This window comes from Rathayibacter sp. AY1A7 (assembly GCF_002930845.1).
Lineage (GTDB): Bacteria > Actinomycetota > Actinomycetes > Actinomycetales > Microbacteriaceae > Rathayibacter.
The window spans coordinates 75,695-100,103 of sequence record NZ_PSTL01000001.1 but is presented as its reverse complement, the minus strand read 5'-3'; the positions used below and the strand labels follow the sequence as shown (position 1 = coordinate 100,103).

The window sequence follows — 24,409 nt, the reverse complement described above, 5'->3', positions numbered from 1 at the left end:
GGGTCGGATGCAAGGCGGAGGAGGAAGCGATACCGGCGGTATCGCGCCCGACGACAACGCCGCAGACGGCCCCTCCGCGGCCCGCGCCTAGCGGCGGGTGGCGTCGTCGACTTCGCCGACGAGCTCCTCGATGATGTCCTCGAGGAACAGCACTCCGGTGGCGCGGCCCTGCTCGTCGAACGCCCGGGCGAGGTGGGCGCCGGTGCGCCGCATGATCGCGAGGGCGTCCTCGAGGTCGGTGGCCTCGAAGATCGAGGCGAGCTGGCGGATGCGCTTGGCGGGGACGGGGAGGCGGAACTTGGCGCCCTCCGTGTCACCGTCGAGGTCGAGGACGTCCTTGAGGTGGATGTAGCCCTCGGGGGTGCCGTCCTCCCCGAGGATCACGTAGCGCGAGAAGCCGTGCTTGGCGACGGCGCGCTCGACGTCGGCGGGGGTCGCTCCGCTGGGGAGGCTGACGATCCCGTCGAGGGGCAGGGCGACGTCGTGGACCTTCTTCTCGGTGAACTCGAACGCGGCGAGGAGGGTCCCGGTCGAGTCGCGGAGCGTGCCCTCGCGGGTGGACTGGTCGACGATCGTCTGCACCTCCTCGAGCGTGAAGGTGCTGTTCGCCTCGTCCTTGGGCTCCACCTTGAAGAGGCGGAGCACTCCGTTCGAGACCGCGTTGAGGGCGACGATGATCGGGCGGAGGACCCGGGCGATGGCGACGAGCGGCGGCGCCAGGAGGAGCACGGCGCGGTCGGGCATCGAGAACGAGATGTTCTTGGGGACCATCTCGCCGAGCACCACGTGCAGGAACGACACGATCAGCAGCGTGATGACGAAGGCGACGGTGCCGGAGAGCTCGTCGGGGATGCCGACGGCGTGCAGCGGCACCTCGAGCAGGTGGTGGATCGCCGGCTCGCTCACGTTGAGGATCAGCAGCGAGCAGACGGTGATGCCCAGCTGAGTGGTCGCGAGCATCAGTGTGGCGTGCTCCATCGCGGCGAGCGCGGTGATCGCGCTCCGGCGTCCGCTCTCCGCGAGGGGCTCGATCTGGGAGCGGCGCGCGGAGATGACCGCGAACTCCGCTCCGACGAAGAAGGCGTTCGCGGCGAGGAGCACCACGAGCCAGGCGATTCCGGCCCAGTCACTCATCGTCGGACTCCTTCCGTCCGCGGTGTCCGCGGGCGACGTCGGCGAGCGGGTCGGGGATCCCGTCGGGATCCGCGTCGGGGTCGGGCGTGAAGCGGAGGCGGTCGATGCGGCGGCCGTCCAGGCGCTCGACGCGTAGAGATCCGCCCTCGACGTCGACCCGGTCGCCGACGGCGGGGAGGCGGCCGAGCTCGCTCATCACGAATCCGGCGACCGTCTCGTAGGGCCCCTCCTCGGGGATGTGCACGCCGGCGCGGTCGAGGACCTCGTCGGGGCGGAGCATGCCGGGGAAGGTGGTGGAGCCGGGGAGCTTGACGACGTCGGCCCGGGAGCGGTCGTGCTCGTCGGCGACCTCGCCGACCAGCTCCTCGACCAGGTCCTCGAGCGTGGCGACGCCCGCCGTCCCGCCGTACTCGTCGACGACGACCGCGAGCTGGAAGCCGCGTCCACGCAGCTCCGTGAGCAGCACGTCGAGCTTCATGGTCTCGGGGACGCGGAGCGGCTCGGAGCGCAGCGCCGTGACCGGCACGTCGGACCTCTTGCCGCGGGGCACGGCGACGGCCTGCTTGACGTGCACGACTCCGACGATGTCGTCGATGTCGTCGTCCGTGATCGGGAAGCGCGAGAACCCGGTGGTGCGGGCGAGGTCGAGCACGTCCTGCGCGGTGCTCGCGCGCTCGACCGTCGACAGGCGCAGGCGCGGCGTCATCACGTCGCCCGCGGTGAGGGCGGAGAAGCGGAGGGTGCGCCCGAGCAGGTCGGCCGTGTCCTCCTCGAGCAGTCCGGCGCTGGCGGAGTGGCGCACGAGGCTCGAGAGCTCCTCGGCGCTGCGGGCGCCCGAGAGCTCCTCCTTCGGCTCGATGCCGACCAGGCGCAGCAGGGCGTTCGCGCTGCCGTTCAGCAGGGCGACGGCCGGGCGGAACACCGTCGTGAACGCGGTCTGCAGCGGCACGACGAGCTTCGCGGTCGCCCGCGGCAGAGCGAGGGCGAAGTTCTTGGGGACCAGCTCGCCGAGGATCATCGACAGCAGGGTCGCGATGACGATGGCGACCACCGTCATGACCGGCGCGAGCGCCTCCTCCGGGATGCCGAGTTCGCTGAACGGCTCCTGGAGCAGCGTCGAGAGGGCGGGCTCCATCGTGTAGCCGGTGAGCAGCGTCGTGAGAGTGATGCCCAGCTGCGCGCTCGAGAGGTGCGTGGAGGTGACGCGCAGGGCCGCGATGGTCATGCCCAGCCGCGTCTCGCCGCGGTCGCGACGGGCCTCGAGGTCGGCCCGGTCGAGGTTCACCAGCGCGAACTCGCTGGCGACGAAGACGCCGGTGCCCAGGGTCAGCAGCAGGCCGACGCCGAGGAGGAGCCACTCAGTTCCCACGGTGGTCGCCCCCGGTCACGAGAGGGAGGTGCGAGGAGGGCCGGACGGTGCGGGCCGGCGGAGCGGCGGCACCGGAGCGGCGGGCGGGAGTCCGAGGAGCACGGCAGTGAGCGGAACAGGCCGGATGCGCAGAGGGAGGGTCGTCCATTGTGGCGCCGAGTCTACCCGCCGCGGAGCGCTGCCGGGCGTGCTCCGACGCGGCGGCTCAGAGCCACTTCTTCCGCTTGAACACCGCGTAGAGCGCGAAGCCGAACAGCAGCATCAGGCCCAGCGCCCAGGGGTAGCCGAGCCGCCAGTGCAGCTCCGGCATGTCGTCGAAGTTCATCCCGTAGATGCCGGCCACCAGGGTCGGGGCGAAGAGGATCGCCGCCCACGAGGAGATCTTGCGGACCACGTCGTTCTGGGCGAGCCCGGTCTCGGTCTGGCGGCGCGAGACGAGCGTCGAGTGCACCGTGAGCGCCTTGTCGAGGATCGCGCGCAGGGAGTCGACCGCCTCCGTCACGCGGATGGTGTGGTCGAGCACGTCGCGGAGGGACCGGCGCAGCTCGATCCGCTCCGGCGAGGGCGAGGGCTCCCCCTCCACGGGCGTCGACTCCTGCAGCAGCTCGTGCAGCAGGGCGGTCAGCGGCTGCACCGAGCGCTGGAAGTGGATGACCTCGCGCGAGAGCCGGTAGATGCGCTCGGAGAGCCCGTCGTCGGAGTCGTCGCCGAAGAGCTGGTCCTCGATCTCGTCCACGTCGCCCTGGACGCCGAACACCACCGGCGCGTACTCGTCGACGACCTGGTCGAGGATCGCGTAGAGCACCGCTTCGGGCCCGCGGGCGAGGAGGGCCGGATCCTCCTCCAGGCGGCGGCGCACGCGGGCGAGGTCCGGGGAATCGGCGTGCCGGATGGTGACCACGAAGTCGGGGCCGACGAAGACGTGCAGCTCGCCGAAGACGACCGTCTCGGCGGCGTCCGCGTAGCGCGCCGGCCGCAGCACGACGAAGAGCCCGTCGTCGTAGCGCTCGAGCTTGGCCCGCTGGTGCCCGCTCAGCGCGTCCTCGACGGCGAGCGGGTGCAGCCCGAACTCCTCGGCGACCGCCTCGACCTCCTCGCGCGTCGGGCGGTAGAGGCCGATCCAGGCCATGCCGTGCTCGTCGCGCATCAGCTCGAAGGTGTCCTCGAGCGAGTCGGGGTTCCGGATGCGGCGGCCGTCGACGTACACGGCGTTGTCGACGATGGTCATGGGCTCGGTTCTAGCACGCGGCGCCCGCTCACCAGCTGACCGGCAGCGCCTTGCCCTCCTCGTAGCCCGCGGCCGACTGCAGGCCCACGTGCGCCCGCTCGTGGAAGTCGGCCACGCTCCGGGCGCCGGCGTAGGTGAAGGACGAGCGGACCCCCGAGGTGATCATGTCGAGCAGGTCCTCGACCGAGGGCCGCAACGGGTCGAGGTAGATGGTGGAGGAGGAGATGCCCTCGGCGAAGAGGCGCTTGCGGGCGAGCTCGTAGGCGTCGAGGCGGTCGAAGCGCTCCTGCACCGCCTTGGCCGAGGCCATGCCCCAGCTCTCCTTGTAGACCCGGCCGGCCGCGTCGCTGCGCAGCTCCCCCGGCGCCTCGATCGTGCCGGCGAACCAGGAGCCGATCATCACGGAGGCGGCGCCCGCGGCCAGCGCGAGGGCGACGTCGCGCGGGTAGCGCACCCCGCCGTCCGCCCAGACGTGGGCGCCCAGCTCGTGCGCGCGCTCGGCCGTCTCGAGGACGGCCGAGAACTGCGGGCGGCCGACCGCGGTCATCATCCGGGTGGTGCACATCGCGCCGGGGCCGACGCCGACCTTGAGGATGTCCGCTCCCGCGTCGACGAGGTCGTGCACCGCGTCGGCCGTGACGACGTTGCCCGCCGCGATCGGCACTCCGAGATCGAGCGCGGAGACCGTCCGGAGCGCCCGGAGCATCCCCTCCTGGTGGCCGTGCGCGGTGTCGAGGACGAGGACGTCGACGCCCGCGGAGACGAGCGCGCGCGCCTTCGCCTCGACGTCGCCGTTGATGCCGATCGCCGCCGCGACGCGCAGACGCCCGTCCGCGTCGAGCGCCGGGTCGTAGACGGTGGAGCGGAGGGCGCCGGTGCGCGACAGCGTGCCGACCAGGGCGCCGTGGTGCAGCACCGGGGCGAAGTCGAGGTCGGCGGCCACCATGAGGTCGAAGGCGGCCCGCGCGGTGGGCACGTCGTCGGCGTCGATCGAGGGCGTGGCGGAGTGCACCAGGTCGCCCAGACGCGCGTCCGGCAGCGCGGTCGCCAGGCGCGCAGCCGGGACGCAGCCGAGGATCGCGCCGCCCTCCTCCTGCACCACGAAGCCGTGGCCGGCGACGGCCGGCAGGATGCGCAGCGCCTCCTCCACGGTCGTCGCCGGCGAGGCGGTGAGGGCGCCGGAGAAAGCGACCGGCTGGCGCTTCACCCAGCGGATCGCGGCGTCCAGCGCCTGCAGAGGCATGTCCTGCGGGAGGACGCCGAGCCCGCCCCGGCGCGCGAGCGTCGCTGCGAGGCGCTGACCGGTGACCGAGTTCATGTTGGAGGAGACGACGGGGATCGTCGCCCCGGTGCCGTCGCCCGGGGCGAGCGAGACGTCGAGGCGGCTCGTCACCGACGAGCGGCCGGGGACGAGGAAGACGTCCGAGTAGGTGAGGTCGCCTGAGGGTGTTCCGCCGGAGAAACGCATGGGGGAAACGCTACTCCGGCGCGGCCCCGGGTCGGCCGTGCAGGGAACGGGGCTAGGCTTGGCGACCGGGACGGGACCAGGCGACGGCACCGGTTCCCGCTGGTGCGAGGACGACCTCCTCCGCCGCGGTGGCAGGCGCCGAGGGATGCGACGGGCCCGTCCGGATGATCGAGGACGAATCAACGGAGAGAGTGGGCGATCGGCTGTGTCGAGCCAGTTGACCGGAGCAGGAACAGAGCAGGGCGCGGAGGACTTCGGAGCCAACGAGTGGCTCGTGGAGGAGCTGTACGAGCAGTACAGCGCCGACCGTGCCTCGGTGGACGAGTCCTGGTGGCCCATCCTGGAGCGCTACGGCGCCCAGCTCGCGAACTCCGGCAAGGACGCTCCGGCTCCGGCTCCCGCCGCGGCCCCCGCGCCCGCCGCCTCGAAGCCCGCCGCTGCCGCCGAGCGCGTCTCGTCGAGCGGCGGAGGCGCCGTGACCCATCCCGCCGCGGCCTCCTCCTCCGAGTCGACCCCCGCCTCCCGCACCACGTCGAAGCAGCCGAAGGCGCAGCCGATCCCGGCCGACGCTCCGGTGAGCAAGCCCTCCGCCGAGGACTCGACGCCGGACGAGGACGTCGTCACCCCGCTCCGCGGCATGGCGAAGAGCCTCGCGACCAACATGGACGCCAGCCTCAGCATCCCCACCGCGACGAGCGTCCGCACGATCCCGGCGAAGCTGATGATCGACAACCGCATCGTCATCAACAACCACCTGCGCCGCACCCGCGGCGGCAAGGTCTCGTTCACGCACCTGATCGGCTGGGCGCTCATCCGCGCGCTCAAGGACTTCCCGAGCCAGAACGTGTTCTACGACGAGGTCGACGGCAAGCCCGCGGTCGTCGCTCCGGCGCACGTCAACCTCGGCATCGCGATCGACATGCCGAAGCCCGACGGCACGCGCGCCCTGCTCGTGCCGAGCATCAAGCGCGCCGACACGCTGAGCTTCACGGCCTACCTCTCGGCCTACGAGGACCTGGTCAAGCGCGCGCGCGGCAACAAGCTCGTCGCCGGCGACTTCGCGGGCACCACGCTCTCGCTGACGAACCCCGGCGGCATCGGCACGGTCCACTCCGTCCCCCGCCTGATGAAGGGCCAGGGCTGCATCATCGGCGCCGGCGCCCTCGAGTACCCGGCGGAGTTCCAGGGCGCGTCCGAGAAGACGCTGGTCGAGCTGGGCATCGGCAAGACCATCACCCTGACCTCGACCTACGACCACCGCGTCATCCAGGGCGCCGGCTCGGGCGAGTTCCTCAAGATCGTGCACGAGCTCCTGCTCGGCGGCCGCGGCTTCTACGAGGACATCTTCGCCGCGCTGCGCATCCCCTACGACCCGATCCACTGGTCCACGGACATCGCCGTCGACCTCGCCGAGCGCGTCTCCAAGACCGCCCGCGTGCAGGAGCTCATCAACTCGTTCCGCGTCCGCGGGCACCTGATGGCCGACGTCGACCCGCTGGAGTACGTGCAGCGCTCGCACCCCGACCTCGCCATCGAGAGCCACGGCCTCACCTTCTGGGACCTCGATCGCGAGTTCGTCACGGACGGCTTCGGCGGCAAGCGCCAGCTCAAGCTGCGCGACATCCTCGGGATCCTCCGCGACTCGTACTGCCGCACCGTCGGCGTCGAGTACATGCACATCCAGGACCCGGAGCAGCGCGCCTGGATGCAGCAGAAGCTCGAGCGCGGCTACGAGAAGCCGGGCCACGACGAGCAGCTGCGCATCCTGGGCAAGCTCAACGAGGCCGAGGCCTTCGAGACCTTCCTGCAGACCAAGTACGTGGGCCAGAAGCGCTTCTCGCTCGAGGGCGGGGAGTCGCTCATCGCGCTGCTCGACGCCGTCCTGCAGGGCGCGGCCGACGAGCACCTCGACGAGGTCGCGATCGGCATGGCCCACCGCGGCCGCCTGAACGTGCTGACCAACATCGCCGGCAAGACCTACGGCCAGATCTTCCGCGAGTTCGAGGGCACCCAGGACCCGCGCACGGTCCAGGGCTCCGGAGACGTGAAGTACCACCTCGGCACCGAGGGCACCTTCCGCGGCGCGGCGGGCGAGGAGATCCCGGTCTACCTGGCGGCGAACCCCTCGCACCTCGAGGCCGTGAACGGCGTGCTCGAAGGCATCGTCCGCGCCAAGCAGGACCGCAAGCCCATCGGCACCTTCACCACGCTGCCGATCCTCGTCCACGGCGACGCCGCGATGGCGGGCCAGGGCGTGGTGGTCGAGACCCTGCAGATGTCGCAGCTGCGCGCGTACCGCACCGGCGGCACGATCCACATCAACATCAACAACCAGGTCGGGTTCACGACTCCCCCTCACGAGGCCCGCACCTCGATCTACTCGACCGACGGCGCGAAGACGATCCAGGCGCCGATCTTCCACGTGAACGGCGACGACCCCGAGGCGGTCGTCCACGTCGGGCAGCTCGCGTTCGAGTACCGCCAGCGGTTCCACCGCGACGTGGTCATCGACCTGATCTGCTACCGCCGGCGCGGGCACAACGAGGGCGACGACCCCTCGATGACCCAGCCGCTGATGTACAGCCTGATCGAGGCCAAGCGCTCGGTCCGCAAGCTGTACACCGAGGCGCTCGTCGGCCGCGGCGACATCACCGAGGAGGAGTACGACCGCGCCCACCAGGACTTCCAGGACCGCCTGGAGCGCGCGTTCGCCGAGACCCACGCCGCGCAGACCGGCGCGATCCCCGTGATCACCGCCGACGGCGACTCCGTGGCCGACCTCGAGCTGCCCGACGCGCAGCAGGGCGAGGACTACCCGGGCGAGCCCGAGGTGACCGGCGTGAAGACCGAGGTCGTCACCCGCATCGGCGACGCGTTCACGACGCCGCCCGAGGGCTTCACCGTGCACCCCAAGCTCCAGCAGCTGCTGGCGAAGCGCCAGGAGATGAGCCGCTCCGGCTCCATCGACTGGGCCTTCGGCGAGCTGCTCGCGCTCGGCTCGCTGCTGCTCGAGGACACCCCGGTGCGCCTCGTCGGCCAGGACACGCGCCGCGGGACCTTCGTCCAGCGCCACGCTGTCCTCCACGACCGCGAGAACGGCCAGGAGTGGCTGCCGCTGATGAACCTGTCCGAGCAGCAGGCCCGGCTCTGGATCTACGACTCGCTGCTCTCGGAGTACGCGGCGATGGCGTTCGAGTACGGCTACTCGGTGGAGCGGCCCGACTCGCTCGTGCTGTGGGAGGCGCAGTTCGGCGACTTCGCGAACGGCGCCCAGATCGTGATCGACGAGTTCATCTCCTCCGCCGAGCAGAAGTGGGGGCAGCGCTCGTCGCTCGTTCTCCTGCTCCCGCACGGCTACGAGGGCCAGGGCCCCGACCACTCGTCGGCTCGGATCGAGCGCTACCTGCAGATGTGCGCGGAGCGGAACATGACCGTCGCGCGCCCGTCGACGCCGGCGTCCTACTTCCACCTGCTGCGCCGCCAGGCCTACTCCCGGCCCCGCCGCCCGCTGATCGTCTTCACCCCGAAGGCGATGCTGCGTCTGCGCGGAGCCTCGAGCCCGGTCGAGGACTTCACCTCGGGCCGCTTCCAGCCGGTGATCGACGATGCGCGGATCCAGGACGCCTCCGGCGTGAAGCGCGTCCTGCTCCACGCCGGCAAGGTCCACTACGACCTCAAGGCGGAGCTCGAGAAGAAGCCCGACGACGGCATCGCGCTGGTGCGGGTCGAGCAGTACTACCCGGCGCCGATCGAGGAGCTGCGCGGCATCGCCGAGCGCTACCCGGACGCGGAGCTCGTCTGGGTGCAGGACGAGCCCGAGAACCAGGGCGCCTGGCCGTTCATGGCCCTCGAGGTCGCTCCGAAGCTGGGCCGATCCATGCGCGTGGTCTCGCGGCCGTCCGCGGCCTCCCCCGCGGCCGGCTCGGCCAAGCGGCACGCCTCCGAGCAGGCCGACCTGCTGTCGCGGGCGCTCACCCGCTGACCCGCGGTCCGCACGACGCGGACGGGCCCGTCGGAACCTCGTGTTCCGGCGGGCCCGTCGCGTTGCGGGCGGACCGTGCCTGACCGCAGGCCCGCAGAGACCGGCAGAAGCGCTCGCGACGTGCGGGTGCTGCGGCGACCGGAGGCCGCCGGACACGACGGAGCCCCGGCCCCTCGAGGGCCCGCGGTGCGCGGGAGGTCTCGAACGGCCGGGGCTCCCCGGGTCGTGCGGCGCCTAGAGGCGGGCGGGCGCCTGCGAGTGCGCGGCGTGCTCGTCGCGGAGCATGCCGAGCACCTGGGCGCGGAGGTCCTCCGGCGCCGTCTCCTTGCACGCCCGCTGCACGGCGACCGTCAGCACCACGCCGACCTTCGCCTCATCGGCGCAGTCGACGCATCCCGCCATGTGCTCGCGGATGTCGGCGGCGTCCTCCTTGCACAGCTCGTTGTGGAGGTACTCCTCGAGCTCGGCCTTCGCCTTCGTGCAGCCGCTGTCGGTCATTTCGTGCTCCCGGAAGTGAATGCGGCGCGGAATCCGCGCTCGCGTGCGTAGTCGGTGAGTCGTTCGCGCAGCATGCGCCGGCCGCGGTGCAGCCGGCTCATGACGGTCCCGACGGGGGTCTTCATGATGTCCGCGATCTCCTGGTAGGAGAAGCCTTCGACATCGGCGAAGTAGACGGCGAGCCGGAAGTCCTCCGGGATCGCCTGGAGCGCCTCCTTCACCGCGGTGTCGGGGAGGTGGTCGATCGCCTCCGCCTCCGCCGAGCGGCTGGAGGTCGCCGTGGTCGACTCGGCGCCGCCCAGCTGCCAGTCCTCGAGCTCGTCGATCGCGCTCTGGTAGGGCTCGCGCTGCTTCTTGCGGTACGAGTTGATGAACGTGTTCGTGAGAATGCGGTAGAGCCAGGCCTTCAGGTTGGTGCCCTGCTCGAACTGGCGGAACGCGCCGAACGCCTTCGCGAACGTCTCCTGCACGAGGTCCTGCGCGTCGGAGGGGTTCTTCGTCATCCGCAGACCGGCCGCGTAGAGCTGGTCGATGAAGGGCAGCGCCTGCTGCTCGAAGAGGGAGCGGAGATCGACGGGAGCCTCGACCGGGGCGTCGTCCAGCGACTCCTCGACGGTCTCCACGATCGTCTGCTCCGCGTCGGCGGGCTCGGGAGCCTCGTCGGCGGGGGTGGTGCGGGGTTCGTCGTCGCGAGTCATCACGAGCGATTCTAGAGCGGCGGCGCGGCGGACGACCGGGGTTGCGGCGCGAGGGCGCCTCCGGGCGACGGGCCTGCTGCTCCGGAGGACCGGGGGTGCTGCCGTCATGCTCCGCCTCCGTCACGCTCCTGACGACGCCCTGCGCGCCGACTATCCTGACAACCGATGGTCTTCTCGCGTTATTCCGCCCCCGAGTTCGATCCGTACGGCGACGCCCGTGCGCTCCCCGGCGACGACGCCTGGCCCGCACCCCTCGCGGCCGGCGCTCTCGACGCCGAGGTCGGCCTGCCCGGCTCCAAGTCGCTGACCAACCGGGAGCTGGTGCTCGCCGCTCTGGCGGACGGACCCTCCACGCTGCGGGCGCCGCTGCACTCCCGCGACAGCGCCCTGATGATCGAGGCGCTGCGCTCGCTCGGCACCACGATCCGGGAGTCCGGCTCGACCGGCGGCTTCGGCGCCGACCTGGTCGTGGAGCCCGCGGAGGAGCTGCTCGGCTCGACGACGATCGACTGCGGGCTCGCGGGCACCGTGATGCGCTTCGTCCCGCCGCTGGCCGGCCTCGCGCTCGGCCCCACCACCTTCGACGGCGACGCGTACGCGGCGAAGCGGCCGATGGGGGCGACGATCGCCTCCCTCCGCGCGCTCGGCGTCGACGTCGCCGACGACGGCCGCGGCGCGCTCCCCTTCACCGTCCACGGCTCCGGGGCCGTCCGGGGCGGCGACGTCGTCGTCGACGCCTCGCGGTCGAGCCAGTTCGTCTCGGCGCTCCTGCTGGCCGGCGCCCGCTTCGAGGAGGGACTGCACCTGCGCCATGAGGGCAGCGCCGTCCCCTCCCGGCCCCACATCGACATGACCGTCGCCGCACTGGCGGCACGGGGCGTCGAGGTCGGCACGCCCGCCGACGGCGAGTGGACCGTCGCGCCGCAGCCCATCGCCGGCGCCGACGTGCTGATCGAGCCCGACCTCTCGAACGCCGCGCCGTTCCTCGCTGCGGCCCTCGTCACGGGCGGCCGCGTCCGGCTTCGCCACTGGCCGGCCGTCACCACGCAGGTCGGGGCGCACCTCGAGCGGATCCTGCCGCTGTTCGGCGCCCGCGTCGAGCGCGACGGCGAGGACCTCGTGGTCACGGGCGGCGACGAGATCCTGGGCGTGGACCTCGACCTGTCGGAGGGAGGCGAGCTCGCCCCCGCCCTCGCCGCCCTCGCCGCGCTGGCCTCCACTCCCAGCACCCTGACCGGGATCGGCCACATCCGTCACCACGAGACGGACCGCCTCGCCGCCCTCGCCGCCGAGATCACCGGCCTCGGCGGCCGGGTCACGGAGCTCGAGGACGGTCTGCGCATCGAGCCCGCCGAGCTCCACGGCGGCCGCTGGCGCACCTACTCGGACCATCGCATGGCCCACGCCGGCGCCCTGATCGGCCTCGTGGTCCCCGGCGTGGTGATCGAGGACGTCGCGACGACAGCGAAGACCCTCCCCCAGTTCCCGGAACTGTGGACGACCCTCGCCGGATCGGTCTGACCCGTGTCGTGGTGGACGGACAGCGGCCTCGACGCCGACGGTGCTCTCGACGACTTCGACGGGTACGACGAGTCGGACGCGCGGGTGCGCCCGAACCCGAAGGGCACGAAGCCCCGGACCAAGAACCGGCCCGCCTACGAGGACGCAGAGATCGCGATGGTGCTCGGCGTCGACCGGGGTCGCTACACGGTGATGATCGGCGACGGGACGCCCGAGGAGCACGAGTTCACGGCGGCCCGGGCCCGCGAGCTGCGGCGCCAGGCGATCGTGGCCGGCGACCGCGTCGACGTGGTCGGGGACTCCAGCGGCGACGAGGGGACGCTCGCCCGCATCGTCCGCATCCGCGAGCGGTCGACCCTCCTCCGCCGCAGCGCCGACGACACCGACGCGATCGAGCGCGTGATCGTCGCCAACGCCGACCAGATGCTCTGCGTGGTGGCCGCCGCCGACCCCGAGCCCCGGACCCGGCTGGTCGACCGCTACCTGGTCGCCGCCTTCGACGCCGGGATCACTCCGATGCTCTGCATCACCAAGACCGACCTCGCGGACCCGGCCCCGTTCCTCCGCAACTTCGAGGGGCTCGACCTCCGCGTGTTCCTCTCGAGCCAGGACGAGCCGCCGGTCGACGAGATCGCCGACGCCCTCCTCGGCCACGAGACCGTGGTCGTCGGGCATTCCGGAGTCGGCAAGTCCACCCTCGTGAACAAGCTCGTCCCGGACGCGCACCGGGCCATCGGGCGCGTGAACACCGTGACGGGCCGCGGTCGGCACACCTCGTCCTCCACCGTCTCGCTCCGCGTGGAGCGCGGCGACCGGCACGGCTGGGTCATCGACACCCCCGGCGTCCGCTCGTTCGGACTCGGCCACGTGAACACCGACAACATCCTCGGCGCGTTCACGACCCTCGCCGTGATCGCCCGGGACTGCCCGCGCGGCTGCACGCACCTGCCCGACTCCCCCGACTGCGCCATCATCGAGGCGGTCGAGGGCGGACTGCTGGGCGCCAGCGGACCGGAGCGCCTCGACTCGCTCCAGCGCCTCCTGACCACCTTCGCCACGACCGACGGAAGCAGACGATGACCGACCTCTCCCCCCTCCCCGCCGAGGCGCGCCTCGCCGCCGGCGACTCCGCTCCGGAGTTCACGCTGCCGAACCAGGACGGCGAGCCCGTCTCGCTCGCGGACTACCGCGGACGGCGCGTCATCCTGTTCTTCTACCCCGAGGCCGACACCCCCGGCTGCACCACGGAGGCCTGCGACTTCCGCGACAACGCGGCGTCCCTCCGCGACTCCGGCTACGAGGTCCTCGGGATCTCGCGGGACGCCCCGGAGGCGCTGCGCCGCTGGGCCGACGCCCAGGGCATCGCGTACCCGCTGCTGAGCGACCCCGACATGACCGTGCACCGCGCGTACGCGGTGTGGGGCGAGAAGAGCCTCTACGGCAAGACCGTCGTCGGCGTGCTGCGCTCGACGTTCGTCGTCGGAGCCGAGGGAGCGCTCGAGTTCGCGCAGTACGGCGTCCGGGCGACCGGGCACGTGCAGGCGCTCCGCAAGAAGCTGAAGCTCGTCTGACCCCGGGGCGCGCGGTGCAGGTCATCGTGCGCCACCGGCTCTCGGGGTTCCGCTCGTATGCGAGCATATCTCATGTCGACGTGAGCGGCACCGCCCGGTGCCCCGTCGGGACGAGGGGTGGTCAGGGTGCGCTCGAATGCTCGCAGGACGACGGCCGCAGCGGCGATCGCGGTCGTGGCAGCTGTACTGGCGGGCTGCACGCCACCGGAGCCGGCGCTCACCGCCGCCAGGGTGCTGCAGGCGGTGTCCGTCGCCGTCTCGTCCGACGGGGGTGTCCGTGCGATCGAGGGGACGGCTCTCGCCGTCGGCGACGACCCGTCCGACACCTCGGCGACCACCACCGTCTACGATCCCCCCGAGGTCGCCGCCGACCTGCCGGTCCGTGTCCGGCCCTCGTGGCGCACCGCCGACGCCTCGGGCACCGATCCGGCCGACCTCGCCGGGCGCTCGGGTCGGATCGAGATCTCGCTCGCGGTGGAGAACCTGACGGTCCGGCCCGAGGAGGTCGCGTTCGACGCGGCCGGTCGTGCAGCCCGCCGCAGTGCACTCGTCGGCGCTCCGCTGACGATCGCAGCCTCCGCGGTCCTGCCGGGCGTCTCGCCGAGTCGCGTCGTCACCGAGAGCGAGTCGGGTGCCGTCACCAACGGCGTGCTCAGCCGTGACGAGCACGGAGACGCCGTCGTGCAGTGGGCCGCTCTCCTCGCTCCCCCGGGCGGTGGCGCGACGGCGACGCTGACCCTCGTCGCCGACGTCGCCGACTTCGCCGTCCCCGCCTTCGACCTGGCGGTCCAGCCCGGCCTGAGCACCGACCCGACCACCGAGGGGGCGCTGGGCGCCGCGTTCGACTCCTCCGACGCCTCGCCGCTCGCCCTCGAGCGCCGCACGATCGAGGTCGTCACCGCGGTGGACGACCTGCTGACGCAGGCCGGCACCACCGTCGCCGAGGTACGGGCCTCGCTCGACGCGACCTCCGAGACTCTCGGTGTCCGCACGGCCGAGGAGCTGCGGGCCGGCGCCGCCTCGACGGCGGCCTCGATGCAGAGCCTCTCCGGGCAGCTCGGCGCGCTCCGGGCGCAGCTGTCGTCGACGGTCTCGGGCACCGAGTCCGGCCTGCTGGCGCAGCTGTCCGAGGCGATCGACGCGGTGGACGCCATGCTGGGCGACACATCGGCCGCGGTGCCGCCGCCGACGGTCTCGGGCAGCGGATGCGGACTCGCCGTCGACGGCGGCCGCACCGGCTCGATCCACTCGGAGCTGCTACGGCTCACGGCCGAGCTCGACGCGTACGGGACCGCGGCCGAGTCCTGCCGCGACGAGGTCGTCGCGGCTCTCCGTGCTGCCGCGGGGCCGGCACAGCCCTCCGCCGAGACCTGCACGGCACCCTCGATGACCTGCTCCCTCGCCGCCTCCGCAGCCGCCGTCGACACCGTGCTGCTCGGGATGCTCGATCGCGGGCAGGACCTCGTCGACTCCCTGCAGCCGGAGCTGATGGACGGCGTGCAGGCCGGGTTCGCCGCCCTCGCGAGCAGGGTGGACGCCGCGTCGGCCTCGGTGGACACCCTGGCCGACCCGGAGGGATCCGTCACCCGGGCGCTCGCCGCCCTGTCGGCGACGCTGGACGAGCTCGACGCGGACACCGCGGGCCTGGAGACGACGGTCGCCTCGGTCGGCGCCGCCGCCACGACCGCCCTGGACGAGCTCGGCACGCCGACCAGCACGGGGTCGCTGTCGGCGCAGAACCAGGAGCTGGCCGATCGGCTCTGCGAGCTGTCGCCGGCGACACAGTCCCCTGCTGCCGCACCCACGCCGACCGGGCGCCCGACGCGCGCACCCGTGGAGGTGACCCGGGGCTCCGTCGAGGAGCTCCGCGCCTACCTGACCGCGACGCCCTGCTCCGGCGCGGGCCGCCTCGACGCCCCCGACGGCTATCCGGCCCCCCTGGCCGACCGGCTGAGCGACCAGGTCCACGCGTGGACCGCCGTCGCCTCCACCGTCGGCAGCACCGGCGCGAGTGCCGACCTCGCCGCCCTGCGCGCCGCGCTCGCCACGGTCCGCAGCGGCATGGCCGAGGCCGGCGCGACGGCCGGCTCGGACGACGCACGCCTCACCGGCCTGCTCGCCTCCCTCCGCACCGGCGTCGACGCGCTGACCGCTCAGCGCGACGCCCTCGGCACCCGCATCGACGCTCTCGGCGCCCAGCAGGACGCTCTCGCACCGGCGATCCAGAAGGCGTTCGCCGAGACGGACACGGCCGCCGCCTCCGCGGTCACCGCACTCCTCGACGAGCAGGTGCGGCGGATCTCGACGCGCTCCGGCGCCGACGCCGACGCGGTCGTCGCGATGTTCGACCGGTCGGTCTCGAGCCTGCGCACGGCCTCCTCCGGCATCCGCTCCGACGGTGCAGCGACGGTGGACGCCGGGCACCGGGCTCTCCGCACCGCGGAGGCCCGGATCGGCGGGGCCGTCTCCGAGCGGACGCGCGCCTCCCTGGCCGGCATCGCGACGACGATCGACGCCTCGACCCGCGACACCGACGCGGCCGCCGCGCTCCTCGCCGCCGATCTGCACAAGGTGCTCCTGGACCTCGGCGACCGGACGGTCGGCGGCTCCGGCCTGCTCGGATCGATGACCACGAGTGCCGCGAAGGTCGGCACCGCCGACGTGCAGCTCGCCCTCGCCTCGCAGAGCGCACGGGGCTACGCCGCGGTGCGATCCGAGGACGTCTCGGGCATCCTGCTGGCGCAGGCTCAGGAGCGGGCCTCCCTCCGCGCCGGGGATGAGCTTCCCGCGTTCCACCTCGACCTGCCCGAGGGCACGCGGACCCGGACGGTCTACTCCTTCCGGATCGGGGACGAGCGATGACCCGCCTGGGCAGGCGCGCGGCGCAGCACCCCCGCACCGCCCGACGGAGCCCGATGCTGATCGGCGGCGCCGTCGCCCTCCTCGGCGTCAGCGGTGCCCTCGTCTCCCTCCTGCCCCCGCAGTCCGCCCCGATGACGGAGGTCGCCGCTCTCCCGGTCGGCTTCTCGTGCGCCCGGGTGCCCGAGCAGCTGACGCTCGGGGTGGTGGTCTCGCTCAGCTCGGCTCCGGGCGAGGGCGCGGAGTGGAAGGACGCGGCGAACGGTGCCGTCGTCGCAGCGCACCGGTCAGCGATGGGCGGCTGCGAGATCGGTCTCGTCGCCGTCGACGACCACGGGACGCCCGAGGGTGCCCGCGCCGCCGTCGAGGAGCTGACGGGGCAGGGCGTGTCCGGCCTCGTCCTCGCGACCCACGGCACCCACACCGCTGCGGCCGTGGACGCCGCTCGGGCCGCGGGGACAGCGGCCGTCCTCCCGTACGGAGGCGGCCCCGCCCTGCCCGGCGACGGCGTCTGGTCCCTCGGACCCGACACCGCCTCGGCCGACGCGGCACTCGTGGAGGAGGCCGGCGGAGGCGCCCGGGTACTCCTCGTCGACACCGGTGGAGGCACCCCGACCGGTCTCTCGCCCGCCGCGACGGTGACCGCCGATCCGGGCGCCGCCGCGGACGTGATCATCACCGCCGCCCGCCCGCACCTCGAGGGCGAGCCGGCGGTCGAGCGCGTCGTCGTGTCCGGCCCCGCCGCGGCGCAGGCGACGGCGGTCGCCGCTCTGCAGGCGGCGGGGGCGTCCGTCCCGATCCTGCTCACGCCCGACGCGCTGAGCCCCGCCTTCGCTCCCGCCCTGGCCGCGGCCGGAGGCACCCTCTCGGGAGATCTGACGACGATCGGCACGGATTCCGGCGACGCGGTCGCCCTCCGCGGCGACGAGCGCGGACGCGCGGCCTCCGCGTTCCTGGGGGCCGTACGGATGACCGCCGACGATGCCGCGCGGGCGACCCTCCTCGGCGACCGCGCGTTCCGCGATCTCGCCGCGGTCGCGGACGCCCCCAGCCACGACGCCGTCGTGGCGCTCGTGCGAGCCACGGCCGTCGCAGGCAGCAGGGCACCCTCGGCGGTCGCCGCCGCACTCCGGGGATGCACGATCGGAGCGGCGGACGGGCTCGCCGGTCCGCCGCTCGACTTCGGCGCCGCGCACGCTCTGGACGCCCCGGCACTCCCCCTCCACTCCTCGCCGCAGCGTCTCGGCCTGCGGCCCGCCGACCCGCCGCTGCTCTGGTTCGCCGGACAGCCCCGACCGTGAGCCCCCGGTGCGACTCCTCCTCGACCTCGACGGCACCCGCTCCGACATCGACCTCGGCCGCCACCGCGACTCCGCGACACTCGGCGAGCTGATCGCCACCGCCACCGGGCACCGCCTCCCGCCCGGGACGGCCCTCGCCGTCGACACCGCCCTGCATCCTGTGGAGACCCGGCTGGCCGATCTGCTGCTGCTCGAGGGAACGCGGATCGCCCGCTCCCCCCTGCCCCGACCCGCCGCGGCCCGCGGGTGGACGGCCGTGCTGTCGGGCGGTCTCGGCGCGGGAGCCGTGGTCGAGATCCCGCGGGGCCGTGCGCTGATCGTGGGCCGCTCCCCGCACGCCAACGTCGTCCTCGACACGGCGAGCGCCTCCTGGGAGCACTTCTCGGTGACCCGCGAGGGCGACGGCCTGCGGGTGCACGACGCCGACAGCACCAACGGCACTCTGGTCGACGGCGTCTCCGCGACCGGGGACGGGGTCCTCGTCTCCGACGCCGCGGTCGTGATCGCCGGTGGGGCGGCCCTCCTGCTGCGCCCCGCGCCCCCCGAGCTCCTCGCGCCCGAGCCGGGGAGCGCGGACAACGTCTCCAGGACGGCGACCGTGCCCTTCAACCGGCCACCGCGACCGGGACGTCCGGCGGCCGGCGAGGCGGTCGTCCCGCCGGCCCGCCTCGAGATCGCCTCCGCCACGACCTTCAGCGTGATCACCGTCGCCGCGCCGCTCGTCCTCGCCTTCGCGATGGTCCTCATCATGGGCGATGCGCGCTACGCCCTCTTCGCCGCGCTCAGCCCCGTGGCCGGAGTGGGCCTGTGGTTCGAGCAGCGGCACCGGCACGCCCGAGCGACCCGGTCCGAGGAGCAGCGCTACGGCGAGGCGCTGCAGACGCTCCGCGACGACATCGCCCGTTCCGCGCGTGTCGAACGGGCCCGCCTCGAGGAGGACGCGCCCGACCCGGCGACGACGATCCGCCGGGCGGCGCTGCCCGCCACGTCGCTGTGGCAGCGGCGCGCGACCTCCGCCGATGTGCTCCGCCTGCACATCGGCGTCGGCGACGTCCCGTGGTCTCCCCCGCTCGATCAGCGCGGAGTGCCGCGGCTCGAGGAGGAGGTGCGCGCGATCCTGGCGGTGAGCGTCGTCCCGAGCGCGCCCGTGTCCATCGATCTCGCGGACTCGGGCGTCGTCGGGATCGTCGGCGACCGCGAGGGCGGCCTCGCTCTGGCGAGGAGCCTGCTCTGCCAGGCGGCGGTCCACTGCGGTCCGGCCGACCTGGCGATCGGGGTGTTCTGCGACCGGCGACGCGACTCCGACTGGAGCTGGGCCTCCTGGCTCCCCCACACGCGTCTGCCCGGGGGCGGACGCCGACTCTCCGACCGGCGCGACCGCAGCTCCGAGCTCCTCCGCGCCCTCCGCGAGGAGGACTCGCCGCGCGTGCTCCTGGTGCTCGACTCCGACGTGCTGACCGAGGGACGCGCCGCTCCGGCGCGCGAACTCCTCGGACTCGGCCGCGGCGAGCGCGAGGCGGCGACCCGGATCTCCGGCCTCGTCCTCGCGGCGTCGGAGGAGCAGCTCCCCGCCTCCTGCACGGTCGTCGTCCGGGTCGGAGCGGACGCCTCGGCGGTCCTCTCCCGGCCCGACGAGCGGATCACCGTCGAGGACGTGGTGCTCGCCGGTCTCGCCTCCTCCTCGGCCGAGCGCTGTGCGCGCGACCTGGCGCGCTTCGAGGACCCGGAGCTCGTCACCGCGGGGGCGGCCCTCTCCGCGCTCGTGCGGCTGCCGCCGCTCCTGGGCGCCGATCGTCCGACCGCCGCGGACGTCCGGGGGTGGTGGTCGAGCGCCCGGGGCGTGCGCGCGCCCGTCGGCTCGTCCGAGCACGGTCCGCTCGTGCTCGATCTCGTCGCCGACGGCCCGCACGGCCTGGTCGGCGGCACCACGGGCTCGGGCAAGAGCGAGTTTTTGCGCTCCTTCGTGGCCGGCCTCGCGGCCTGGAACGATCCGACGCGCCTCACCTTCGTGCTCATCGACTTCAAGGGAGGTGCAGCGTTCGCGTCCTGCGAGCGGCTCCCGCACACGATCGGCACCATCAGCAACCTCGACGCCCAGCTCGCCGACCGCGCGCTGCGCTCGCTCCAGGCCGAGATGCGGCGTCGTCAGCGGCTCTTCGCCGCCGCCGGCGAGGGTGTCGACGACCTCGACGCGTACTGGGCCACCTCGCCGCCGGAGCCGATGCCGCGGCTCCTGCTCGTCGTCGACGAGTTCGCCGTTCTCGCGAAGGAGCATCCCGACGTCCTGACGTCCCTCGTGAGCGTCGCCGCGGTCGGCAGGACGCTCGGCGTGCACATGATCCTCGCCACCCAGCGTCCTGCCGGAGTGGTGAACGACGACATCCTCGCCAACACCAACCTCCGCGTCGCCCTCCGGGTGCAGAGCCGGGACGACTCCGCCGACGTGATCGGAGTCGCGAGCGCGGCCGGGATCTCCCGCTCCCAGACCGGCCGAGCGTACGTGAAGCGGGGCCAGAACGACATCTCGCCCGTCCAGACGGCGCTGGTCACCGGTCGCGCGGAGGCGCCGGCCGTCGAGGCGATCGAGGTCCGCCCGGTCGGACCCACGGGCGTCCCCGTCGAGGGCCCCTCCCCGGTCGCCGCCGACGAGACGGCCCCGACCGATCTCGACCTCCTGATCGACGCGGTGGTCGAGGCGGACGCCGCTTCAGGCTTCGGCCCTCCCCGCCCGATCTGGCCGGAGCCGCTCGAGGACATCGTGGCCCTCAGCGGGTTCGGCGCGGAGGAGTCCGACCTCGGTCGCGTCGTCGGCGACGTCCTCTACGTCGCACTCTCGGACGACCCCGACCGGCAGCGCCGGACGCCGGCTGGCTGGAATCTGGGCGAGGGGAACCTGCTCCTCATCGGCATCCCCGGCAGCGGCACCAGCACGGCGCTCGCGTCGATCGCACTGACGGCCGCCCGCCACTTCCCCCCGGACGAGCTCGACCTCTACGTCCTCGATGCCGGTTCCCGCGACTCCGCTCCGCTCGCGCGACTCCCGCACACCGTCTCCTACGCCGGCGCAGGTGGCGGATCCCACGAGAAGCAGACCCGGTTCCTCCGTCACCTCCGCGACGAGGTGCGGCGGCGCCGAGCATCGCCCGGGGGCCACCGTCGTGCGCTGGTGCTCATCGACGGTCTCGCGACTCTGAAGGACGAGTTCCAGGACTGGGAGGGCCTGGCTCTGATGGAGGCGTTCACTCGCGCTTACGCCGACGGACCGGAGCTCGGCCTGCACTTCGCGGTGACGAGCACCCGGGCGAGGGCGATCCCCTCGGTGATGGAGGAGGTCACGACGCAGAAGTGGCTGTTCCGCCTCGCCGACCCGCAGGACTACGCCGCCGCCGGGGTGAAGCCGGTGCGGGCGCCGGCAGCGGTGCCGGGGCGCTGCGTCATCACCCCGTCGCTCCTGCAGACGCAGGTCGCGACTCCGAGGGCCGGTCTCGACGACGCGATCGCCGAGCTCGCGGCCGCCTGGCCGGATGCGCGCGGCAGGACGAGCACGGTCGGCACGCTTCCCTACAGGGTCGCCGTGAGCGCACTCGGGATCGAGGCCCGATTCGATCGCGAGCCGTGGCTGCTCCCGATCGGCCTCGGCGAGTCGGACCTCGCCCCGCTGGCGTTCCGGGTCTTCGAGGGCGAGCACGTCGTCATCGCCGGACCCGCCCGATCGGGCAAGTCGACCGTGCTGCTCGCCCTGGCCGAGGCGGCGCGGGCCGCCGGCTCGGTCGCCGTCTGGGGAGTGTGCGATCGACGCTCCCCGCTCAGGGGCGCCGACCTCGACCGACTCGCCGTGGGCGCGGAGGAGCTCTGCACCCTCCTCACGTCGCTGTCGACGGAGGAGGGCCCCGTGCTGCTCCTTCTCGACGACGCCGAACGCTGGGACGACACCGACCAGGCGCTGATGAGGCTGGTCTCGTCGGGTCGCCCGGGACTCTGCGTCGTGCTGGCCGGCCGGTCGAGCGAGCTCCGCAGCCATTTCGGGAACTGGACGAAGAAGGCGGCGGCCTCCCGCTCCGTGCTGCTGCTCCAGCCCGACATCGACAACGACGGCACTCTCCTCGGCGCGCAGATCCCGCGGCGCTTCCCCGTCCCGCCCACGGTGGGCCGGGGCTTCGTCAGCCTCGACGGCGAGATCCACTTCGTGCAGTCGGTCTCGCCGACGCCGGCGGACGGCGGCGGATCAGCGCCCTCGGGCGGGTGATCGCGCCTCCGCCACCGAGTCGATCGGCGCGTCCTCCTCGAGAGCGCTCCGATCACTCCGAGACGCACCGATGGAGGTGCGCGGAGGAAGGAGCGCGGAGACGACGAGCACGTCCCGCCCCCGCTCGCCGGAGCACGCAGGGGCGGGACGGCCGGTCAGCTCCCTCCGCCGGCGGCGAAGATGTTCTGCGAGATCGTCGCCAGCTGGCCGCGCAGCTCCTCGAGCTCCTGCTTGGCCTTCTCGAGGGCCGACTTCGTCTCCGGCCAGGTCGACGAGCGGAACTGCGAGGCCAGCGGACCATCCCAGACGTTCGGGTCGGACAGTGTCCGCCCCTGTGCGTCGAGCCGGCTGATCTGATCGGCGAGGCCGCCGTTGACGATCGACTGGATCTGCTGGATCGCGGACTTCGCCTCGTCGGTCGAGAGAACACGTGACATGGATCACACCTTTCTACCCCTGCGGACGGGACCGTCCCGACCGCTCCCCACTCCACCAACGTTTCATGAGGATGTCTCGTCATGGTAGAAGGCAAGACAGCACAGACGGCTCGCGTGGCGTCGACGGCTCGACACTGGCGCGGGAGGTCGACTCACTCGCGAGTGGTGATCGCGAAGGGACTGCTCGAGAGGTCCGAGAACGCGCCCACTCGGGCGCGCAGCTCGCAGGACGGAGTCACCGTGAGGGCGGTCACCGTCAGCCCGTCGGACGACACGGCGACCGCGCCGCCGCAGCCGTCGCTGAAGCGAACGCCCTCCACTCCGCCCGCGATCGCGTCGAGCATGCTGCTCGCCGGCGCGGACGACGGCGTCGCCAGCAGGGGATTCACGGGGTCCGCCCCGCTCGGCCAGACCGGCACCAGCGTCACCGGCAGCGGGGTCCGGCCGACCGTCCGCGCGGGAGTCTCGATCCGCACATCCCGCAGCCGCTGCACGGGATACGCCGTCCCGGTGACCGCAGGGTCGGCCACCGCCTGTGCCGTCGCTGATGCGGCCGCCGCGAGCCACCCGTCCAGGGCGCTCTGCTCGGCCACCGCGATCGGCACGGTCGCCGTGACGTCGACGATCCCCTGCGCCGGGACGTGCAGGTCCGTCAGGCTCCAACCGCAGCCGACCCCGACTCCGGTGACGCTCGGCCGGTTGCGCACCGCCGTCACTCCGGACCAGCTGGCCGCGGGGCACGCCGCCGCGGCGTCCGGGCCCGGCAGCACCTCGAGGAAGGACCCCGAGAGGGGCGCGCTCTGGGCGGAGTAGGAGATCTCGACGACCACGGCCCGTCGCTCCGCGTCCCAGGTGGCCGATCGCGTCACTCCGAGGCCCGTCGGCAGCGGCCGGTCCTGCTGCCGGGCCGACAGGTCGGCATCCGGCGCCGAGGCCCGTGCTCCGCCGCCGCGCGGCTGGACGGCGAGGAGCACCGCCCCGATGAGCAGGACGCCGGCGCCGAGGGCGGCGAGGATCATCCGCAGACGTCCGCCGCGCCCCCGCCGAGCTGGAGCCTCGAACGGCCGTTCCACCAGGTGCAGCTCGCGGCGCGGCACCGGGCGGAGCACGGTCGCCTGCGACGACGGGCCGAGCTCGGGAGCGGGCCCCTCCTCCACCGGCTCCGACGACATCTCCACCGCCATCCCGCGGAGGACCGTGCCCGGGCGCTCGGCCTCCTCGAACTCCGCCACGCCCGCCGCGAGCGGCAGCGCCGGCAGCCCGGCCAGTGCCGGGGAGAGGCGTCGCAGGATCCCCGCCGCCTCCGCAGCCGTCGGCCGCGACGCCGGATCCTTCGCGAGCATCCGGTCCAGGAGCGACGCGAGCCGCGGCGGCAGCTCCAGCGGCGGCGGGAGCATCGCGACGTGCCGGTAGGCGACCGCGACGTCGGCGCCGGGGCCGGCGAACGGGGTCCGGCCGCACAGCAGCTCGTAGAGCAGGATCCCCGTCGAGTAGACGTCGCTCGGCGGGCCGGCCGCTCCGGTGGCGAGCATCTCGGGCGAGAGGTACTCCGGCGTCCCGATGACACCCGTCGTCGCGCGCGGCCCCTCGGCGACCACGTGAGCGATGCCGAAGTCGGAGACGCGGACGGCGGAGCCCGCATCGTCCGCACCCTCCGCGAGCAGGACGTTGTCGGGCTTCACGTCCCGGTGGACCGTGCCGATCGCATGCGCGGCGGCGAGAGCGTCGAGGATCGAGGCCGCCACGGGCAGCGCATCGACCGCCGGGAGGGTGCCCTCGTCCCGCAGCAGCTCCCGCAGCGATCCGCCGCCGACGAGCTCCATCACGATCCCGAGCGTCTCCCCCTCCACGACGAGGTCGAGCACCTCCACGACGTGCGGGTGCCGCAGACGGGTGAGCACCGACCTCTCACGGACGAACCGCTCGACCAGGCCCGCGTCGTGCACGTGCTCACCGCGGAGGAGCTTCGCCGCGCGGTCCGGCCCCTGCGCGTCGGCGACGCGCCACACCTCGCCCGCGGCACCCGAGCCGATCCGCTCGAGCAGGCGGTAGCGCGCCCCCAACGGATCCCCGGCACTCCTCGCCATGCCGCCTCCC

At 73.4% G+C, this 24,409-nt stretch carries 15 protein-coding genes; 7 read left to right on the top strand and 8 right to left on the bottom strand.

Going from position 1 to position 24,409, the window contains the following annotated elements; all coding sequences use genetic code 11:
* Window positions 1-87 precede the first annotated feature (87 nt).
* From C5B95_RS00400 to C5B95_RS00385, 4 genes are all read right to left on the bottom strand, one after another.
* Entirely contained in the window at window positions 88-1,134 is a 1,047-nt protein-coding gene (locus C5B95_RS00400; RefSeq protein WP_104224111.1) for a hemolysin family protein, read from the bottom strand.
* Complete coding sequence (locus tag C5B95_RS00395; protein ID WP_104348238.1) at window positions 1,127-2,503, bottom strand: hemolysin family protein; 1,377 nt, start codon at window positions 2,501-2,503, stop codon at window positions 1,127-1,129. Before C5B95_RS00395 ends, C5B95_RS00400 begins: the two co-directional genes overlap by 8 nt.
* 205 nt (window positions 2,504-2,708) lie before the next feature.
* The gene (gene corA / locus C5B95_RS00390; protein WP_104348237.1) at window positions 2,709-3,731 is read right to left on the bottom strand and encodes a magnesium/cobalt transporter CorA; all 1,023 of its coding nucleotides are present in this window, start codon (window positions 3,729-3,731) and stop codon (window positions 2,709-2,711) included.
* A 28-nt stretch (window positions 3,732-3,759) separates the two neighbouring features.
* Window positions 3,760-5,199: a GuaB1 family IMP dehydrogenase-related protein gene (locus tag C5B95_RS00385; RefSeq protein WP_104246650.1), complete on the bottom strand. Its 1,440-nt coding sequence runs from the start codon at window positions 5,197-5,199 to the stop codon at window positions 3,760-3,762.
* 205 nt (window positions 5,200-5,404) lie between these two features.
* Between C5B95_RS00385 and C5B95_RS00380 the strand changes: the two genes are divergently transcribed.
* Complete coding sequence (locus C5B95_RS00380; RefSeq protein WP_181067960.1) at window positions 5,405-9,181, top strand: multifunctional oxoglutarate decarboxylase/oxoglutarate dehydrogenase thiamine pyrophosphate-binding subunit/dihydrolipoyllysine-residue succinyltransferase subunit; 3,777 nt, start codon at window positions 5,405-5,407, stop codon at window positions 9,179-9,181.
* Window positions 9,182-9,415: 234 nt separating this feature from the next.
* On the opposite strand, the gene C5B95_RS00375 is transcribed toward C5B95_RS00380, so the two are convergent.
* Window positions 9,416-9,679, bottom strand: a complete 264-nt coding sequence (locus C5B95_RS00375) for a zf-HC2 domain-containing protein (protein ID WP_104224116.1) — start codon at window positions 9,677-9,679, stop codon at window positions 9,416-9,418.
* Window positions 9,676-10,377, bottom strand: coding sequence for a sigma-70 family RNA polymerase sigma factor (locus C5B95_RS00370; protein WP_104224117.1), 702 nt, complete (start codon window positions 10,375-10,377; stop codon window positions 9,676-9,678). Before C5B95_RS00370 ends, C5B95_RS00375 begins: the two co-directional genes overlap by 4 nt.
* A 165-nt stretch (window positions 10,378-10,542) precedes the next feature.
* Between C5B95_RS00370 and aroA the strand changes: the two genes are divergently transcribed.
* From aroA to C5B95_RS00340, 6 genes are all read left to right on the top strand, one after another.
* A complete protein-coding gene (gene aroA, locus C5B95_RS00365) occupies window positions 10,543-11,898 on the top strand; it encodes a 3-phosphoshikimate 1-carboxyvinyltransferase (RefSeq protein WP_104225496.1) in 1,356 nt (451 codons plus the stop codon).
* Window positions 11,899-11,901: 3 nt separating this feature from the next.
* A complete protein-coding gene (rsgA, locus tag C5B95_RS00360; protein ID WP_104224119.1) occupies window positions 11,902-12,978 on the top strand; it encodes a ribosome small subunit-dependent GTPase A in 1,077 nt (358 codons plus the stop codon).
* The gene (gene bcp / locus C5B95_RS00355) at window positions 12,975-13,469 is read left to right on the top strand and encodes a thioredoxin-dependent thiol peroxidase (RefSeq protein ID WP_104232788.1); all 495 of its coding nucleotides are present in this window, start codon (window positions 12,975-12,977) and stop codon (window positions 13,467-13,469) included. Before rsgA ends, bcp begins: the two co-directional genes overlap by 4 nt.
* A 174-nt stretch (window positions 13,470-13,643) precedes the next feature.
* Entirely contained in the window at window positions 13,644-16,331 is a 2,688-nt protein-coding gene (locus C5B95_RS00350) for a hypothetical protein (protein WP_146076465.1), read from the top strand.
* Complete coding sequence (locus C5B95_RS00345; protein WP_146076464.1) at window positions 16,328-17,629, top strand: hypothetical protein; 1,302 nt, start codon at window positions 16,328-16,330, stop codon at window positions 17,627-17,629. The genes C5B95_RS00350 and C5B95_RS00345 overlap by 4 nt, the downstream gene beginning before the upstream one ends.
* Window positions 17,630-17,636: 7 nt before the next feature.
* Window positions 17,637-21,875 (top strand): FtsK/SpoIIIE domain-containing protein, encoded by a 4,239-nt coding sequence (locus C5B95_RS00340; protein ID WP_104348234.1) that lies wholly within the window; start codon window positions 17,637-17,639, stop codon window positions 21,873-21,875.
* 155 nt (window positions 21,876-22,030) lie between these two features.
* On the opposite strand, the gene C5B95_RS00335 is transcribed toward C5B95_RS00340, so the two are convergent.
* Window positions 22,031-22,312 (bottom strand): pyrophosphorylase, encoded by a 282-nt coding sequence (locus C5B95_RS00335; protein ID WP_104291592.1) that lies wholly within the window; start codon window positions 22,310-22,312, stop codon window positions 22,031-22,033.
* Between the two features lie 152 nt (window positions 22,313-22,464).
* Window positions 22,465-24,399 carry a serine/threonine-protein kinase gene (locus tag C5B95_RS00330; protein WP_104348233.1) on the bottom strand — a complete coding sequence of 645 codons (1,935 nt, stop codon included), beginning with the start codon at window positions 24,397-24,399 and terminating at the stop codon, window positions 22,465-22,467.
* Between the last annotated feature and the right edge of the window lie 10 nt (window positions 24,400-24,409).